Raw genomic sequence first — 16269 nt, 5'->3', positions numbered from 1 at the left:
ATGACGAACGGTCAGGTGGCCTCCGTTCCGTTCGTTTCATGAACCGGCATAATGCAGACTGCTTTCTGCCGCTTGTAACCAGGGATCAGCAAACACCATGCCAACTGCTCCGACGCGCCAAGAAGATCATTTTCTTTTATCAATGGGCGGGTTGAGGGCAGGTTGATGTGTATTTGACGGAGAGACCGGCGAACCCGCTTGCTAAGGAAGGTCGACTGCAGTTCGAGGATCTGCGACGGCGAATTCGCGCCCAGCAAAGCTTGCAAATGTGAGAAGCTGGCTTCGGCGTCGGCCTGCAGTGCAGCAATCGTCTTCCCCCACAATTCGTTGCCGAACAGACTTGTCGTTTCGAGGATCGGAGGCAGCATTTTCTGTGTCGCTTCAGCGCCGGACGCAAATTTCAAAAAAGCCTCTGTCACCTTCTTGTTCCCCTTTTCAACAGATGCGCCGAACTGATCTGGCACCTTGAGCGACGATGACCCCGGGTTTTCGATCGTTTCAAAGGATCTTTCGGAAATCTTGGTCATTGCATTTTCCTTCTCTTTGAGTTGGTTGCAAGCTGTGACATCGGGATTGACCCTTCCGCCGGCGGATGCATGGCCGCTTGGTAGAACGCGGATCCGATGACGAACGGTCAGGTGGCCTCCGTTCCGTTCGTTTCATGAACCGGCATAATGCAGACTGCTTTCTGCCGCTTGTAACCAGGGATCAGCAAACACCATGCCAACTGCTCCGACGCGCCAAGAAGATCATTTTCTTTTATCAATGGGCGGGTTGAGGGCAGGTTGATGTGTATTTGACGGAGAGACCGGCGAACAAAACGTTCCAATCACGACAAACCTGACAAAAGTGGCGGATGCCCGACATTTGCGAGAAATGTCGACGGTTGCGCTGGGGACAAGGGAATTCACGTGGACTTCAAATCGCGCCAAGGATCATGTGCCTGTTCGTGGCTAAGGGGCGTTACCCGGAAAATCAAAACTCGCGGAGCTCTCCGCTATTCCATATCGCGCCGCGATATCTTCGAGCGCTTCCTGAAAGACGGCCGCGTCGAAGTGGACTCCACATGTTGAGCGGGCAATCAAGCCCCAGGCGTTAAGAAAAAATAGCCTGTTTGCTGAAGGTGACGAGGGCGCGACATACTCCTCATCTGATGATGTCTATAAAAGAGGATTTTGAACCGGATCCTGAGATATCGGACGCCGGGATCGCCTGGCATCGGCTTCGCGGCGCACGGTTTCGTGTTGAAGGTCGGAAAGCTGGATGATCCACGGCGCTCCGGTGCATAACTGGCGAGCGGGAAGGACACCGCTGCTGACCATCCGGTAGGCGGTAGCTCGACTCACCTTTAGAATGTCGGCGGCCTCGTCGAGGGTTCTCTCACCGCGTTCGGCCCGTTCACCTTCTCGATAGACGGAGATGCCGTGGATGTTGCGAAGACTGCAGACGTGGCTTCGCGTCCAGCTGGCGCCATGCCCTGTCCGCTTGCCGGATCGATTCAAGATCGCTGCGATCGACAAATCGGGCAACTGCCTCGCCAAGTTGCGAACGAGATCGACAACATCAGCCTTAACTGCCCAGCGGGTCTGGCCGATCTTGTTTTTCTTCCCCGTCATCCGGGTGTGATCGCCACCCTGCCAATGAATGACGAGCGCCAATGTGTCGTCAACGGTATCGACAATGATTTCTTTGATCAGCAGCCGAATGATCTTTTCGCGTGTCTCGATAGACGCGTCGGGACCTGTCCCATGCCTTACTATAGATCGCTACCGAGCATCATCAATCTTGTACGGTCGTCGGCCGATAAAGCAGGCGTGTTACGGTCGGTCGAGAGCATCTCGAACTGGACCTCGAGATCACGCAATAGGATCAGCTTCTCATTCCAGCGCCGCTCCAGTTCGCCGGCGACCAACCGATTGCCCGGATCGACAGCATCATACTGGCGGGGCGCCCTGGCAGCCTCGTATTGTGCTTGCTTGATTAAGTTCTCGAGTTGCTGTTGATTGTCGCTATGACGCTGCGTGTGCGCCTCCATTGCCCGCAAGGCCGCCTCGATTCCCAGAGGTTGCAATCGCTCGAGCACCTCCTGCGCCACGGCCCGATCGACCCGCATGCCGCCGAACCCGATACAGTTGCCGACCGCCATGGCGCCGAACGTGCCGCGACAAACATATCGCTGCGTATTGCCGCCTTTCCCGGAGTATTGAATGTGCAATCGGCGACCGCAGCGACCGCAACGGAATAGTCAGGCAACAAAGCTTGGCGCGCAGTTCAACGAGTTTGGTTGCCGAAAGGCGCGGCGCAGCTACGATCTCGATCGAACTTGCCGCAGGATCAAACATCCATGCCGGAATTTGAAATGAACCACCGTGTGCCAGAATGAGCAGATAGTGAACGCCTTCGTGCTCATGGCTGCCGGTTACCAAGACGGTTTGGTCAACCAGTGGATGGAAGGGATAGGTGACCCTTGCTTCAAACGTCGGAAATCCGGCATTATGAACCCGGCTCGGAAGGCGGCGGCAGGACTTGGGCGACGATCGCGACGCTGCTTCAAACTGCATTTTGCCGCGCGCGGCAAAAGCACGTTTATACTGACCAGCAAACTATGCCGATTAACCGACTTTGCCAACGTTTCCGGCACCATAGCAGCCGCCTAGTCGGCATAGCTTAGGGTCTCTCCGTCGCCAAGGAGAGGACACATGAACGCAACTCAGGATCGCATCGCCCTATGCAGGAAGCTAGTCTACAGTCCACATCGGGACGACGATGCACGTGGCACTCGCTAAGCCTGTTTCGGGATCTGATCGACTGGCATGTCGGCAATGGAATACTCCGCAGGATTTAAGCGAGGTTCAGGTCGACCGCTTCCCTGAGCATCGTTTCAAACACTGGAGACCCGACTCGGGCGATTGATCGGCGCTCCGCCGCTCGCCTTTGGCGTTACGGGAGAATGGCTAATACCGACCGCGCTTCCTATTCAGCGCAGTGAGCACGAGAAGATCGACGATGCTGGCCGGTCCCAAAAACGGGATGGCAGCTTCTAGAAGTCGATTGAACGGACCGGTCGGGACCGGCGTCCGCACGCGGTGCCCCACGGTCTGTGGGCCTCTGAATTCTGTTCTGCAGGTAAAGTCAGCCGACGCCGTCGCGTATCGCGACTTTGGAGCTCGTTGGGTTCGCTCGCCAGCCCCTTCCTCATGCGATGCGGCTCCGCCCCTTGCAAGAAACGCTCCGGCGTCCCAATACTTTTGGCTTTGCTCGACGGCGCTGTATCCCGCAGCTTCGATAGCCTTGCTCCGAAACGCTTCCTGCGGGGTCGTCAACTCCTGCAGTCAGGCGCCTTCCGCCGCTGCGTTATGATCCGTCGGAGCCAGACTTTCAGCGGCTGTTTCCGCCGCTGACTTTATGGCTGCGGACCCTCACGGTTGAACTCTCCAACCCGGATTAGTGCCGGTCGAGTTCGGCTTCGACCTTCTTGCGACTGTTGCCTACGTTCTTCACGGTCTTCTTCACCGCTTCCTTGGAAATGCCTTCCTTCCGGGCTTCGTACTTCACCTCGTGATCCTGACCACCTGCGACGCGAGCACGATCCTGGCTGCGGGCTTTGGATGTGGTTGCCATGGTGAGATCCTCCTAATGTCGGTCCTTACGAACGGGCGCCGATTCAATAAGTTCCGGCCTCCGTTATGGTGAGGCGCGCTTCGGCGATGTCGCGGACGCGCTGCACATGGCCTCGGGCGAGATGGTTCACTTCGACGATGAGATCGCGCAAGGCATATCTGCGACCGCAGTTAATCAGTAGCGGACAATTCTTCCCAGGCAGTTGGTACGGCTCATCGTGTGCCTATGAGCAAACCCATGGATTGATTGTCATAGAAAGCAGGACTAGAACAACAGCGCTAATGCAGGAGCGCTCGGCATCCGAACGCAGAACAAGATCGCGGCGGAAGCCACGCAAGAGCGTCGTCTGCGAAGAGAAACCAAGCGGCTCGGCAGGTTGCGGCTAACCTCTGACCGAGTCGGCACCACGAAGGAGCCAACCCATCGGGGACAGATCCCCCTCAGCCGCTACATCAACGTGATTTGGAGTTTGGAATGGATCAATTTGCTACCGCCGACAACACCTCCGCAGCCGCTCGTCGCCGCGAAGCCAGGATTGCGAAGGGCTACAGCCTTGAGGACCTGGCCATCGCCACCGGACTTACGGTCGAGGAAATCGCAGCGGCCGAGGAACCCCTTCAGATCGTGCCTCAGCACCACCTCGAGCGCATTGAGCATGTGATCTCATAGCTTCCGTCGCCACCGGCACGCGGTCCCGGTTTAGGGGCCGCAGTCAACCACGGAGGGCGCGGAACGAAAGATCGATGCTCTATGGGACGTCCTAGGCGCATTGATGCTCCGCTTCACGCCGACAGAATGCGCAAACTACTTCAGGGCTGCTGGATATGAGCCGGATTGAACAGGATTTGCTCTAGTCGATATTGCGTCCAATTGAAGTGTCATCCGCCATTTTAAGATAACTGCAGAATCACTTAAAGAGAACATGGCACCAATGATCGCACAAACAACCGGTCCGCTTCTGCCAACCGACGCAGTTCCGATTGTCGCGATGTTCTTCTACGATATGGCGCAACTATCTGCTCGGTGGCTTAGGTAAGCCACCGCCGTTCGCGGCTTGTGGCTACTCATCCTGCCGGGCTGCGCTGTCCGTCGCGTCACGCGCCGCACCCAATCGATCGCGATGCTGATGCCAATGCGGAAGCGCTTGGACGCCGCCCGGCACCACACCCCTCCTGTATCACCGCTTCTACAACTTCTCGCGGTTATTCGAAACAGGTCTCGCCATCCAGCTCAGCCTCCTGACCGGCCAGAAGGATGAATCTGATTTGCGTCATAGGGAATCCTTCTCACGGGTCTACCTAAAATCATCCCGCTCTAAGCTTACGCGCACAACTCGCGGTTCAGCATGAACTCGCAACATCTGTTTTACGGTGCGAGGGTCATACCTCGATGCGATCGTCAAGCAGCCCGATCTGTCAAAGCCGCGACTATCTCTTCCAATGCAAATCTTAGGCTATCACTCAGCTTTCGATCTTTTGACCAAACGACGACGTAGTGATATATTGCCCCTGGATGAAATCGGCGGAACGCGACGCCGAAGTCAGCATATTCTCTCGCGATGATCTCGTTCGTAATCGAAACGCCGATCCCTGCCATAACATAGCCAATGTCGTGGCCATTGGCGTCATATTCCACGGCGATGTCAGGAGCGGTTCCCATATATCGAAGGGCATTGACGCTCATTTGGTGAGAGGCAAATTGCGGGTCGATATCAATGATCGCCTCACCGGCAAGATCTTCGGCAGTGACAAGCTGCTGTGCCGCAAATCGGTGGTTGACCGGAAAAAGACATACGTTGGTGGCCGAGCCGACCGGCACCCAATCAAGAATGCGCTCATCAATAGGCAATCGGGAGATGCCAAGATCCGAGCGGCCGTTTAACACATGATCTGCAATCTGCTCATACGTGCCTGTTTTCACCTGAACGGCGTAAGAGCGGCTTCTCTCCCGAATCCTTTTGACCACTTTCGGCAAGGTCGCGAAGGAAAAAGTGCTTGGCGCCGCGATGCCGATCATTCGCGTATCGTTGTTCCGCAGGAAGTCGATTGACGGTCCGATCCGATCAAGTCCGGCAAACGCCGCGTCGATTGTGCGTAGAAATTCCCATGCCTTGACGGTGGGGATCAACCTGTTGTTTTCCCGGCGGAAGAGCGCGAAGCCGACAGTCTCCTCTAGCTGCTTGATGTTTTGGCTGACCGCCGGCTGGGTTATTCGCAACATCTGCGCTGCGAGCCTTTCCGAGCCGGCGCGCATAACCTCCCGCAATATTTGAAGGTGGCGGATCTTCACTCCGGAGTCGGTGATTTCCATGGCCGGGAATCTCAATCGTGGTCGAGCGACGCGCCTCATAAGTTGCGCTTATTAAAACTTCCTGAATCTTATAAATTGACGGCGGCAAGTCAAAGTATATTTTTGACGTACGCCAAACTTAGAGCGCTGGTTAAGCTAATAAATCCAATCTACCCTCGGTTAAATCTCGGCAAGCTCTTAGTATATGTCGGGAGAATACCTTTCCGATTTCGGTGCGCTCGCAAGATATTGGAGACTTGCATTGTACGCATTTGTAGATCAATTTTTATCTGGATTGAAGAACACACTTTTAGTGTTTGCCTTGAGCTGCGCTTTCGGGACCCTATTAGGTTTGCTTATTGCCGTTCTCCGCAACTCGACCCGCAAGTCGGTTTCATCGTGCATGCGGGCCTACACGGGCATCATCCGGGGTGTTCCGGAACTTCTGATCATCCTCCTAACGTATTTCGGCGGAACCGCCCTTTTGAGCGCGATTGCCGGTGGCTACATCGAGATTAATGCATTTGCGGCCGGTGTCGCGGCACTGACCGTCGTGTTCAGTGGGTACGCCGCGGAAATATTCCGTGGTGCGATCAACGCGGTTGCACCAGGCCAACGAGAGGCTGCAGCAGCGCTCGGGCTTTCGAACTCGCAGATTTGGTTTCTGATCATCATTCCCCAGATGATCCCGATCGCTCTGCCGGCATTCTGTAACCTCTGCATCTCCTTGATAAAGGATACATCGCTGATTTCCGTCGTCGGGCTGACGGATGTCATGCGCGTCGCCTATATAGGCGCAGGCTCACTGCGCGCTCCACTCCCCTTCTATCTCGCAGCGTCTGCAATCTACCTCGCCCTCACAAGCCTGTCCCTTCTTTCGTTCCGGTTATTGGAGCGCCGCTATTCGCTCCCGGCGATGAAAGGTTGAGGCAATGAGCATGACCATCGCGCTTGAAGCGTTTCTCACCCTTCCCCGCGGCCTTCTTCTCACTCTGGTTCTGACATTCGCATCGCTTGCCGCAGGCTTCGCCGTCTCGGTCCCGCTCGCCTTCCTACGGGCATCATCAAATCCGTGGGCTTCCGCGCCCGTGCTGGCATATACCTATGCGTTCCGCGGCACGCCACTTCTGGTTCAGCTTTTCCTGATTTACTATGGGATTGGCCAGCTTCCCCTCGTCCGCCAAAGCTTTCTATGGGCCGTGATGCGAGAGCCGTTCTGGTGCGCCTTCATTGCTTTCACCCTGAACAGCGCCGCCCATACGACAGAAGTTCTGCGCGGCGGGATCCAGGCGGTCCCGCGTGGGCAGATTGAAGCGGCCAAAGCCTTGGGCCTTTCCCGTTTCCACACTGCCCGTCTTATCGTGTTCCCTTTGACCCTCAGGATCGCTCTTCCCGCCTATGCAAATGAGGTGGTTGGAATGCTGAAGGCAAGCTCCCTTGCAAGCACCATCACGCTGCTTGAGGTGACCGGGCTCGCCCGACAGCTGGTGTCGGAGACATTCGCCCCATACGAGGTCTTCATTGCCGCGGGGGCTTTCTATCTGCTGCTTACCCTCTTGATCACGCAAGGTTTCCAGATGCTGGAGACGCGTTGGACGCCGACGGCAAACCGTCCACCGCCGACGCAACCTGTACCTCGAAGAGCGAACGGAAAGCCGCCTCTCGCCTCGGCTGAAACTTGACGCCAGCCCACATCCCGGACGCCAACAATCAAACTCAGCAATGAAAGGAACATCGTCGTGAAACGAACACTTCTGCTTGCCCTGTCTCTTGTCGTCTGCGCCAACAACGCGGGAGCAATGGACAGGAAGACACTGACAATCGCCTCTGAAGGTGCTTCGCCGCCCTGGAATGCCATCACCCCCCAAGGGGAGCTCGCCGGCTTTGACATCGACGTCGGCCGCGATCTTTGCCGGAGGATGAAGTTCGAGTGCACTTTCGTGCCTCAGGACTGGGACGGAATCATACCGGCGCTCACCGTTGGAAAGTTCGATGCCATCATGTCGGGGATGGCGATAACTGAGAAGCGGAAGAAATCGATCGCTTTTTCCAAGCCCTACGCCGGAGGTTTCAACCAACTCGTCATACGCAAAGATCTCGATCTTCCGCCCACGGATACGTCGGCCGAGCTCGACCTCACAACTATCGACCCTGAAAAGCAGGCAAAGATTGAGGAGCTTCGAGCCGCTCTCAACGGCAGAACTCTAGGCGTATTGCGATCATCGAATTCGGAAGCGGTGCTCAATGAACTGTTCGGAAAGGTCGCGACGATCAGGAGCTACGATTCCCAGGACAACATGCATCTCGATCTCGTAGCTGAGCGCATCGATGGCGGCCTTGCCGACTATTTCACCTGGAAAGCCTTCCTCGACAGCACGGATGGCGGGATTGCAACGCTCTACGGCCCGCGGCTCTCCGGTGGCCTGTGGGGCCCGGGTGTCGGCGTCGGGCTTCGGCAAGACGACGGCGAACTGGTTGCGGCATTCGATAGCGCCATCGAGGCCGCCACGAGCGACGGAACCCTGAAGCGGCTGAGCGAGCAATGGTTCAAGATCGATGTTTCGCCGCAGACATCGAACTAGACACTGGCTCTACGACACGCATTTCCCCCGAAGCCATAGCGCGTGAGCAGTCGGCAGTCCCAAAGATCGAAGGTAAACCATATGTCCGCACCCTTTTCCATTGCTGTCACCGGCCAGTCGCTCATCCGTCATGATCTTCGAGCGATCGGCGATCCACGGCTCGCTGAGATCGCCGAGATCCTCAAAGCAAGCGATGTTGCCTTCACCAATCTCGAGACGACTATCTATGGTCGTCATGGTGGATGGCCGCTCAAAGGCAGCTATTTCGGCGCTGCAGCGCCGGATGTCTTGGCCGCGTTGAAGGAGCTCGGTTTCAATAGCCTGGCTCTGGCGAACAACCATGCTTTCGATCTTGGACCGCCGGGGATCCTCTCGACGCTGGAGGAGGTTGCGGCACACAATTTCCTGCATGCCGGCATCGGCCACAACAAGCATCACGCTTCCACGGCACAGAAAATGACGTTCGGATCCCGAAATGTTGCGCTGATTGCCATGGACGCTGGGCCAGGCCCGTCTTTCATGTACGCTGAGGACGCAACTGAGGGCAGGATAGCAAGGCCCGGCATCAATAGGCTGAAGGTCTCCAGGGTATTCGACCTGGAAACGGGAACATTCAACCTGCTTCGCTCCATTCAAGAGCGTCTTCTAAGTTCGCCCTTGGAGCGCGCGAACTATGCCCAGCCGGAGAATCCGCCTGATCTTCATGGCCAAGACGAAATTGATTTCTATGGAACCGTGTTTCGCAGATCAGATGAGACGGCTCGCCGCATCGTCGTGGACCGGCACAGCGCCTGGGCTCACCTTTCGGCGATCGCGGAAGAAGCGGGCCGCGACACACTCGTCATCGTGTATTTGCATCATCACCATTGGGAGCCGAACTGGCAGCAAGTCCCCGCCTGGGTGCGAGAATTTGCGCACGATTGCGTGAACGCGGGCGCAGGCCTCTTTGTCAGCCATGGCGCTCCGGTCCTTCAAGCGGTCGAGATATATCGGAATACGCCAATTTTCTACGGCCTTGGCAACTTCCTCTTCCATACGGAAAAGGACGAACAGGAATGGAGCCCGCCGGAGGTGTGGAGAAGCGTCATCGCGACCTGCAATTTTGAATCTAGCGGACGGCTGGAGAATATCCGCTTGCGCCCGATTGTGATCGGGGGAACCGAGGCATTATCCAATCCTGCACGCGATCGCCTCCCCTTCCCTGTGCTTGCCGATGGCAGAACGGCGGCAGATATCCTTGACGATCTTGCCGACCGCAGTACCGGTTTTGGCACTGTGCTTGACCGAGAGAAGAACGTCGGCCAGATCGTTTTTTAGATGCGGAATAAACCTGCAGTGCGCGACGAGAACTTTACGAACCGCTGACCAATTTGCGGCCGCGCTCTTGTTGGTCTTTTCATGGGGAAACGTCCTTGTGTTCTTCCATCTCTTCATCGACAATCGAGCTGACGAGGGCAACGACCCGGCTGCGCACACGCGGAGAAAGGAGCAAAACGTCGTCTATCAGACGCCGTCCCTCCGCCGTGGAAATGTAGGCAATCTTCTCATCGATCTCTGTTATGATTTGCTGGCCCTGAGTGGTTTCGGGATCTGGAAGACCTTCGAAAAACCTCGAAACAGGGATCTTGAGGCAATTGGCAAGCTCGTAGAGCATCGAAGCGCTGACGCGGTTCTTACCGCTTTCATATTTTTGTACCTGCTGCAAACTGACCCCGATGCCGGCGCCGAGATCCCCTAGGGATACATTCGACTGCATTCGGCGGATACGGATTTGCTGTCCGACATGCCGATCAACTGGATGCACCAACTCGCGCGCTACATTCGACTGTTCGGCTTGCGCAGGCCTCGAAGTCCGGACCTGTGCTGCTGCATAGCGCTTCATGGTGGACACCCCGATGGAGAGTTTCACGCGGTGCGCCCCCGCGGAATAACTCGCTCAACCCACTGATCGGGGAGTTAGAACACCGTGCTAGACGGCCCTGTGGCCTTTAGTTCCGAGGAACCTGGACATACGCCACAGGCTCCTCGACCGAAGGTCAAGGAGTGTGGTGCCGAATCGGCCGACACCAACCGCTAACAGGGGGTTCTAATCCCCAAGGCAGCGCGTACTGCCTCGCTGCCAAAGTTAGTTGAAATCCGCCCGCCGCGCAACCGAATTCTTTACAAGATTCAATAGCTTCGCTTTACGCGCGGACACTTGTCTCAAAAGCGAGAGGTCACGCTTCGGGCGGTAAAGTGGTCAGAAAACCAAAGGAGGTGCGATCAGCGGAACGCCCATTGCGAGGATTGTCTGCCCACTCTCCCGGAGGAATAGGCTACCGCAAGCTCCGCCCATAGGGGGTCCTGGGTGAAGCTGGAAAGGGGCCCGCAAGCGTCGATAATGCTCATCTTGCCGAACTGCCCGAGAAGCGTTTCAATTCCCCCACGGCTAAAAGCATTCAACAGCGAAAATGGCTCGCACGGCGAGGAGATGATGCGATGGCCCCAAACCCCCGGCCGTTCGTCCTTTGACAGTGCGTTGAGAAGCTGTGTGTCACGATGGTTGTTCCTCAACGCCTCGCAGAATGCCCAGCGCATCAACGGATAATAGATCGTATGCCGACTTCCACCCAGGACACGCACGCCAGGCAGGATCGACGTTACGATGAACATCAGCAGAAGGTTCGGAACGATCCGGCCAGTTCTCAGGGCCTCCACAAGACTTGGCGGCGAGAATTCAACACAGACATCATCTGTCTCCTTCGACCGGAGGACCCTGCCATCCAGCCAAAGTGGAAAAAGCCGCCCTTCAATGCAGCCCCAGAAAAAATGCGTCGAGTTTTTCAGCCAGCCTCGCCAAGCCGTGTCAGCGAGTTGATCGATGAAATGGATGAGGCGCATCGCGAATGCTCGGTCCTCGATCAACGAGGCTCGCAGCCAGGACCGGCCATCGGAAAGGTGGTCCGCGACCAGATCGGCAACGTCGCTATCATCAAGCTGAAGAAAGTCCACCTGGCTCTCAGAATACCGCTTCCAGAGGCAAAGATTTGCCGCTTTGATCGCCTCTGCCGCCGACTGGAATTCGCCAAGAGGCAAAAGGTCTCGCAAGTAGGAAATTGCCTCCGAGTCATCACCGGGCCTGTCGACGTTTTGAAGATGGAATCTGTAGCAGCCGTTTCTGCCAAGAATGCTGTAGGGGATCATTTTGCTGCGCGACAGGCCGAAGACATTGACTGCATCGCCATCGACGTGGAGCCAGGCCGGACCCTTGCGACCGCGTTCTACGAACTTCACTGTCGAGCAAGCGTAGGAGATATAGGATGTCCTGCCATGCGCGCGAAGTCCCATCAGGGAGAACAGATGGGTGTAAAATGCGTCAGGCTCGATCAACAGGTGGAGGTGGGGGCCACACTGCAGCACCGGAGCGACTTCGATTTCGGCTTGAAAGCGCGTCACGGCCCCTGCTGAATAACCCTGACGTTGCGCGACGGCCGCCACGCGTGACCGCAATAGAGACATTGCCTGGCTTCGCGCGACGCACCCCGATTGATCCGATCCAACCGAGAAAGCCGCCTTTGCGTAGTCGTTCAGCGATGCCTGCTCAAACTGACGCAACCAAGGGAATAATTCAAAAATGAGGGCCAACACCTCACCTTTTGAAACCAGGTCACTATTGGGCGACGTCTCCATCCTCAGACGAACCGCCTTTCCACCGGCGCTCCCCGATCCATGTTAAAGTGAAAGAAGAGCGCGACGGTCACCATCAGCGCCCCGAAGAGGCCGAAAATCCCCGAAGGTGGAATTGCGTCTCCGATCGTCCCGATGATGCCATACGCAAGAAGCCCTATCGAAACACAGATCGTGTGGATCTGGCTTCGCGCCCGCCCCAACATGTCAATCGAAACAGTCGATTGAACCCGTACATCGATCAGGATTCGCGTGACATTGTAGCAGAAGCCAAGCAACACCAGTTGAACGAGCGCGGACAAAAAGCTCTGGAAAACAGGAAAGCCCAACAGAACAATGCCAGCGAGCGCCGACTGGAAGAGGATGCTTTGTCGTCGCGAACGCGCCCTTCTGAGAAGAAGGGTTGAACAGCCCGCAATCGAACCGAGGGCCCAACCTGCCTCGAGATAACCGAACTCTAGCGCCGACCCCATGAGTTCACGGGTGACATATGCGGCGCCCAATACACTCACAAGCATGCCCATCGCATAGGTCAACGCATACATGACGGCGGTGGTCTTCAGTGAGTGAACGACGAAGGTCATCGGCAACAGATCCATCCGACGAATGCTCTTTGCCTGCAAATCCGATCGAGAACGAGAAAGCGGCAGTCGGCCGAGTGCCAGCAGCCCCAACAGTGATAGGCCGAAAAAGGCGCCAGGGAGGATCGACGTCAGATTCATCCCGATGGCGGTTAAGCTGTACCCGGTGACGATGGCGGCGATGAGATTGCCCGCCTGCATCGCAATATAAGACGCCGAATTGAATGAAGTGAGGTTTTTAGGACGAACGATGTCTGGAATGATGGCCTGCAGCGCAGTCGAATAGGTTCTGTCGAGGAACGCGAAGATGGTCCACGATAGGCAAAGAACATCAAGTGGGTGACCGAACGAGAGACCAATGCCCGTTGAAAATATGAGGATCAACCTGGATAAATCGCAAGCGATACAGACGAAGCGACGATCAAATCGATCAACTAGAACCCCACCAACATTGCTGGTGAGCAACTCGGCGGCACTGCCGAGCGCCAAAAGGATGGCGAGAGCGCTCGTGCTCTTGCTGACATCTGTCGCAACCCATGCCGCCAGCACGAAGTAGACATTGCGGCCGGTGGCCGACGCCAGAACACAGAAGAGATAGATGCCGCGAGAGGCATAATACCCCATGCCGCTGCTTTCTGTCGCGCCCACTTCATCCACACTCCCTACTGGCAGGTTCATGGGGACATGCTATTCTTCTGAATAGCTGGCGGCTTTCATGAATTTGATATTATCTCTCGTCCAGAACCAGCTATTCTTTCCAGAGCGCCCGGTACTCGGCAGGGGAAAATCCCGTCTCTCGGCGAAATCTGGTCGAGAGGTGGCTCCCGCTGGAGTAGCCACAGGCGATTGCGATCTCGGTCACGCTGATCGCAGTTGTGCGGAGAAGGTCGGTCACGCGTTCAAGCCGGCGCTGGTTATAGAAGCCATAGGGCGTCGAGCCTTGCGACTGCTTGAAAGCGCGGGAAAAATGCTCGTAGGTCAATCCCGCCTCTTCAGCCAGAGCGCGCACGCTCGGAGGTCGATCGATGTGAGCTTCAATTCGCCCTATCACCCGCTTGAGAACCGTAGGAGACAATCCTCCTCGAGACAATCTGCCAGATGTGCCGGAGCGGCGCTGCAGAAGTCCGAAGATAGCCGCTAGGTGCCCTTCAACGATCAGACTCCCTACGGAATCGTCGTGTGAAAGTTCTCCGGCAATCTGCCGCGCCAAGCATTGGATTGGCAGATCTCTAAATCCAAGCTCCGGACGTAAGGTGCCTACGCGCGGGAGCTTGGTCGTGAGGTTGGAAAAAAAATCCTGCGTCACGGTTATCATAAGATAACAACCCTCAGCATCGCCTTCATCCCAACCGCTCCAATGGCAACCGGGCGGAATGTAAACAAGCGAGCCGTCTGGACGCGGACTGAACTCGACTCTTCGTCCGTCCACAAAATTTTCGCCGGATGCCGCCGTACCCCTTATGTTGAGGAAGATCAGGTGGTCATCCGCGACAACGTCGATAACCTGTCGCCCGAGACTGCGCCGGCGAACGACATCTGCGCGGGCATGGCTCCAAAGGCCTTGCTGGTGAAGAATGATCTCCCCTTGTGACTTTTTCATCCTCTCGGGGTGAATTGATGGAATGATCCCCACTCGAAAGCTGCTCCCCTGAAAAACCGGTGTGGTAGCGACCCTACCTCACCCCAAGTTGTCAACAAGCCAGGCTTTAACCTCAGGTCGAATTTCATGTCAATTTCATGAAAACCAATCAAAATCGTGGATGCGAAAACATGACGTTCGCGATCATCTTCTGCCGACATCATCGCTGACGGCACAATCTTTTCGGGATGCGCGATTTCCCTCCTGAATCCCAAAAACGCGATGGTGCGAGAGAAAGGCAGGCTTTCGCATGCGTGAATTTGCCGACTTCATTGAGGAGTGCGACCGCGCCCCTCGCCTTAACGAGCTTTCTGAGTTTTTTTCGACCACCGCATCCGGTGAGGCCGGAATGCCTATCCGTCCGCCCGAGCTCGATCGCCGCTTGTTTCCAGTGGACATGACGTTCAGGCGCTTTTCAGCCCTTCATCCGCTGCGCCGAGGTCCATTCGATAAGCACTACTTGAGCAGCATACCCTACCGCCTCGAAGAGGAGTGCCGCATAGGCGGCACGATCCTCAAATACGCGCGGGCCAGAAAGGGTCAACTGCAACTCTACACGCTAGGTACAGCCGAGGGGACGATGGCTCGTGTGATCGGCGAACTTGGCAAGGGCAGGATAGAAACGCTGTCATGCAGTCCCAACGTCGAAAACCTTAGAAGCTTCTATGCCTATGGCGTTCCTCCTCATGCCATGTTTTTTCACGGACCATTTCATCATTTGACATCGCAAAGGGTCCAAGAAGACGTGAAGCTCCGAAAGTTTGGCAGCGGTTTCGATATCATCCTCGAGGACACGACTTTCCAGATGTATTCGCCAAATCGCTTCGATCAGATCCGTTTCGTCTCGCAGCATCTCAAGACCAACGGGCTCTTCATGTTCGTCGAGAAGTTCAGGCATGAAGACGACGAGGAATATCGGCGGCGGGAACGCCAGAAGGACCATAGCTTCAAAGCTCGCTTCTTCAGCGCGTCAGATATTCGCGCGAAGGAAGAGACGGTGCTGACGCGAATGGATCGAAACGAAGTCACCCTTTCGGAGATGAGCGAAACACTACGCCGGTTCTTTGGACACTCATTCGTCACCTGGAACAGCGGCAATTTCTACACGCTTGTCTCCAGCAACAGTCAGCAGAATCTCGACCTATTCCTATCGAAGCTGTCCCCACCCGCGATTCCGGCAGAATATGTCTATGCGGACCTTCCCTACCGCCTTTATCCGGAATCCGAGGCAAGGCGGCTATCGGGGCGATCCTGGACCCTTTAGCGATTCCTCATCTTCACCGTCGCGTGAGCGCAACTGCGTCACGTCTTCACGAACAGGCAGGAACAGCATGAAGAAATCAATTGGCGAAGTCCGTCACTTCGTTGAGCTGAGCCCGCCGTGCAACGCGCATCTGGTCCTGCCACGAGCGCCATCATTCGCGGGTGAGGAAGATGTTCCAAAGTGCGTGCACGTCGCCGAGGCGTGTGTCGCAATCTCGCGCACGCAGCACGTTGCCGACAAGATCTGCACGCAAATCGAGGACTTCTACCAATCCCTCGTCTCCGTGGGACCTGACAGACTTCTAGCTTTCGAAGGTGGAGGCGCGATCATAAGGCCGACCAGTGAAAGCCTGTTCTTCACAGTTTCAGCGCGAGACCTCGTCACTTTCTGTGGCATCCGCGCGCTGCTGGAAGCAGGCTTGTTTCTGGCCACGTCCGTGTCCGAGGGGGCTATAGAGTGGCTTCACGCAGACAGCACGCGATCTGGTGAAACCTGCAATCGCCTCTACAACGACCGTTGCGGAACGGATGCACAATAATTTCGTCCGCTTCGCCACCCAAAGAAAGATCGATCTTCGGACAATCGGGTGATAGTGCTTTTTCAATCAACCATACATTTGTCCGCTCT

At 56.2% G+C, this 16269-nt stretch carries 16 protein-coding genes and 4 pseudogenes; 9 read left to right on the top strand and 11 right to left on the bottom strand.

The annotated features are described in order from the left end of the window. Positions 1-11 precede the first annotated feature (11 nt). Positions 12-527 carry a phasin gene (locus tag RHEC894_RS25235; protein WP_245339547.1) on the bottom strand — a complete coding sequence of 172 codons (516 nt, stop codon included), beginning with the start codon at positions 525-527 and terminating at the stop codon, positions 12-14. Between the two features lie 462 nt (positions 528-989). Between RHEC894_RS25235 and RHEC894_RS33130 the strand changes: the two are divergent. Further along, positions 990-1179, top strand: a pseudogene (locus tag RHEC894_RS33130) (transposase); the annotation flags it as partial. On the opposite strand, the gene RHEC894_RS25230 reads toward RHEC894_RS33130, so the two are convergent. The 4 genes and pseudogenes from RHEC894_RS25230 to RHEC894_RS25205 all read right to left on the bottom strand — a co-directional run bounded on the left by RHEC894_RS25230 (position 1161) and on the right by RHEC894_RS25205 (position 3621). Further along, entirely contained in the window at positions 1161-1658 is a 498-nt protein-coding gene (locus RHEC894_RS25230; RefSeq protein WP_225880307.1) for a helix-turn-helix domain-containing protein, read from the bottom strand. The pseudogene RHEC894_RS33130 and the gene RHEC894_RS25230 sit on opposite strands and share 19 nt — an antisense overlap. A gap of 98 nt (positions 1659-1756) precedes the next feature. Beyond that, on the bottom strand, positions 1757-2215 hold the full coding sequence (locus RHEC894_RS25225; RefSeq protein ID WP_032984995.1) for a hypothetical protein: 459 nt from the start codon (positions 2213-2215) through the stop codon (positions 1757-1759). 112 nt (positions 2216-2327) lie between these two features. Beyond that, positions 2328-2561: pseudogene (locus RHEC894_RS33940) on the bottom strand (DUF5372 family protein); the annotation flags it as partial. A gap of 883 nt (positions 2562-3444) precedes the next feature. Next, a complete protein-coding gene (locus RHEC894_RS25205; protein WP_004668584.1) occupies positions 3445-3621 on the bottom strand; it encodes a DUF3606 domain-containing protein in 177 nt (58 codons plus the stop codon). A 474-nt stretch (positions 3622-4095) separates the two neighbouring features. Here RHEC894_RS25205 and RHEC894_RS25200 point away from each other — a divergent pair, with 474 nt between their 5' ends. Together RHEC894_RS25200 and RHEC894_RS32640 are read left to right on the top strand one after the other, a co-directional pair. After that, positions 4096-4290 carry a hypothetical protein gene (locus RHEC894_RS25200; protein ID WP_010068053.1) on the top strand — a complete coding sequence of 65 codons (195 nt, stop codon included), beginning with the start codon at positions 4096-4098 and terminating at the stop codon, positions 4288-4290. 58 nt (positions 4291-4348) lie between these two features. After that, positions 4349-4459: pseudogene (locus tag RHEC894_RS32640) on the top strand (IS630 family transposase); the annotation flags it as partial. 209 nt (positions 4460-4668) lie between these two features. Here RHEC894_RS32640 and RHEC894_RS33560 read toward each other — a convergent pair. Both RHEC894_RS33560 and RHEC894_RS25195 read right to left on the bottom strand, forming a co-directional pair. Next, positions 4669-4846, bottom strand: a pseudogene (locus RHEC894_RS33560) (IS630 family transposase); the annotation flags it as partial. A gap of 173 nt (positions 4847-5019) precedes the next feature. Next, on the bottom strand, positions 5020-5931 hold the full coding sequence (locus tag RHEC894_RS25195; RefSeq protein ID WP_010066917.1) for a LysR family transcriptional regulator: 912 nt from the start codon (positions 5929-5931) through the stop codon (positions 5020-5022). A 241-nt stretch (positions 5932-6172) separates the two neighbouring features. Between RHEC894_RS25195 and RHEC894_RS25190 the strand changes: the two genes are divergently transcribed. The 4 genes from RHEC894_RS25190 to RHEC894_RS25175 all read left to right on the top strand — a co-directional run bounded on the left by RHEC894_RS25190 (position 6173) and on the right by RHEC894_RS25175 (position 9809). Beyond that, positions 6173-6838 carry an ABC transporter permease subunit gene (locus RHEC894_RS25190; RefSeq protein WP_029875813.1) on the top strand — a complete coding sequence of 222 codons (666 nt, stop codon included), beginning with the start codon at positions 6173-6175 and terminating at the stop codon, positions 6836-6838. A 4-nt stretch (positions 6839-6842) separates the two neighbouring features. Next, entirely contained in the window at positions 6843-7592 is a 750-nt protein-coding gene (locus tag RHEC894_RS25185) for an ABC transporter permease (protein WP_012489511.1), read from the top strand. A 57-nt stretch (positions 7593-7649) separates the two neighbouring features. Continuing rightward, a complete protein-coding gene (locus RHEC894_RS25180) occupies positions 7650-8492 on the top strand; it encodes a transporter substrate-binding domain-containing protein (protein WP_012489510.1) in 843 nt (280 codons plus the stop codon). Between the two features lie 81 nt (positions 8493-8573). Beyond that, positions 8574-9809, top strand: a complete 1236-nt coding sequence (locus RHEC894_RS25175; RefSeq protein ID WP_012489509.1) for a CapA family protein — start codon at positions 8574-8576, stop codon at positions 9807-9809. A 79-nt stretch (positions 9810-9888) separates the two neighbouring features. Here the strand turns inward: RHEC894_RS25175 and RHEC894_RS25170 are convergent, their stop codons facing one another. The 4 genes from RHEC894_RS25170 to RHEC894_RS25155 all read right to left on the bottom strand — a co-directional run bounded on the left by RHEC894_RS25170 (position 9889) and on the right by RHEC894_RS25155 (position 14339). Then, positions 9889-10374, bottom strand: coding sequence for a helix-turn-helix transcriptional regulator (locus tag RHEC894_RS25170; protein ID WP_029875812.1), 486 nt, complete (start codon positions 10372-10374; stop codon positions 9889-9891). 380 nt (positions 10375-10754) lie between these two features. Beyond that, complete coding sequence (locus tag RHEC894_RS25165; protein WP_012489507.1) at positions 10755-12161, bottom strand: hypothetical protein; 1407 nt, start codon at positions 12159-12161, stop codon at positions 10755-10757. A 2-nt stretch (positions 12162-12163) separates the two neighbouring features. Then, positions 12164-13417 (bottom strand): MFS transporter, encoded by a 1254-nt coding sequence (locus RHEC894_RS25160; RefSeq protein ID WP_029875465.1) that lies wholly within the window; start codon positions 13415-13417, stop codon positions 12164-12166. A gap of 70 nt (positions 13418-13487) precedes the next feature. Further along, a complete protein-coding gene (locus tag RHEC894_RS25155; RefSeq protein WP_157214064.1) occupies positions 13488-14339 on the bottom strand; it encodes an AraC family transcriptional regulator in 852 nt (283 codons plus the stop codon). A gap of 289 nt (positions 14340-14628) precedes the next feature. On the opposite strand from RHEC894_RS25155, the gene RHEC894_RS25145 reads away from it, so the two are divergent. Both RHEC894_RS25145 and RHEC894_RS25140 read left to right on the top strand, forming a co-directional pair. After that, on the top strand, positions 14629-15642 hold the full coding sequence (locus RHEC894_RS25145) for a class I SAM-dependent methyltransferase (RefSeq protein ID WP_049735250.1): 1014 nt from the start codon (positions 14629-14631) through the stop codon (positions 15640-15642). A gap of 67 nt (positions 15643-15709) precedes the next feature. After that, the gene (locus RHEC894_RS25140; RefSeq protein WP_012489503.1) at positions 15710-16180 is read left to right on the top strand and encodes a hypothetical protein; all 471 of its coding nucleotides are present in this window, start codon (positions 15710-15712) and stop codon (positions 16178-16180) included. Positions 16181-16269: the final 89 nt, after the last annotated feature.

Origin of the sequence: Rhizobium sp. CIAT894 (assembly GCF_000172795.2) — a bacterium.
In the GTDB taxonomy this organism is placed as follows: Bacteria; Pseudomonadota; Alphaproteobacteria; order Rhizobiales; family Rhizobiaceae; genus Rhizobium.
Note: the sequence above shows the minus strand (reverse complement) of the source record. Positions and strands in the feature narration are given on the sequence as shown.

What these genes read in the sequence shown, in the direction of transcription:
- RHEC894_RS25235 (WP_245339547.1), bottom strand. Translation starts at nt 527, where the DNA reads ATGACCAAGATTTCCGAAAGATCCTTTGAAACGATCGAAAACCCGGGG.
- RHEC894_RS25205 (WP_004668584.1), bottom strand. Translation starts at nt 3,621, where the DNA reads ATGGCAACCACATCCAAAGCCCGCAGCCAGGATCGTGCTCGCGTCGCA.
- RHEC894_RS25200 (WP_010068053.1), top strand. Translation starts at nt 4,096, where the DNA reads ATGGATCAATTTGCTACCGCCGACAACACCTCCGCAGCCGCTCGTCGC.
- RHEC894_RS25195 (WP_010066917.1), bottom strand. Translation starts at nt 5,931, where the DNA reads ATGGAAATCACCGACTCCGGAGTGAAGATCCGCCACCTTCAAATATTG.
- RHEC894_RS25185 (WP_012489511.1), top strand. Translation starts at nt 6,843, where the DNA reads ATGAGCATGACCATCGCGCTTGAAGCGTTTCTCACCCTTCCCCGCGGC.
- RHEC894_RS25175 (WP_012489509.1), top strand. Translation starts at nt 8,574, where the DNA reads ATGTCCGCACCCTTTTCCATTGCTGTCACCGGCCAGTCGCTCATCCGT.
- RHEC894_RS25170 (WP_029875812.1), bottom strand. Translation starts at nt 10,374, where the DNA reads ATGAAGCGCTATGCAGCAGCACAGGTCCGGACTTCGAGGCCTGCGCAA.
- RHEC894_RS25165 (WP_012489507.1), bottom strand. Translation starts at nt 12,161, where the DNA reads ATGGAGACGTCGCCCAATAGTGACCTGGTTTCAAAAGGTGAGGTGTTG.
- RHEC894_RS25160 (WP_029875465.1), bottom strand. Translation starts at nt 13,417, where the DNA reads ATGAACCTGCCAGTAGGGAGTGTGGATGAAGTGGGCGCGACAGAAAGC.
- RHEC894_RS25155 (WP_157214064.1), bottom strand. Translation starts at nt 14,339, where the DNA reads ATGAAAAAGTCACAAGGGGAGATCATTCTTCACCAGCAAGGCCTTTGG.
- RHEC894_RS25145 (WP_049735250.1), top strand. Translation starts at nt 14,629, where the DNA reads ATGCGTGAATTTGCCGACTTCATTGAGGAGTGCGACCGCGCCCCTCGC.
- RHEC894_RS25140 (WP_012489503.1), top strand. Translation starts at nt 15,710, where the DNA reads ATGAAGAAATCAATTGGCGAAGTCCGTCACTTCGTTGAGCTGAGCCCG.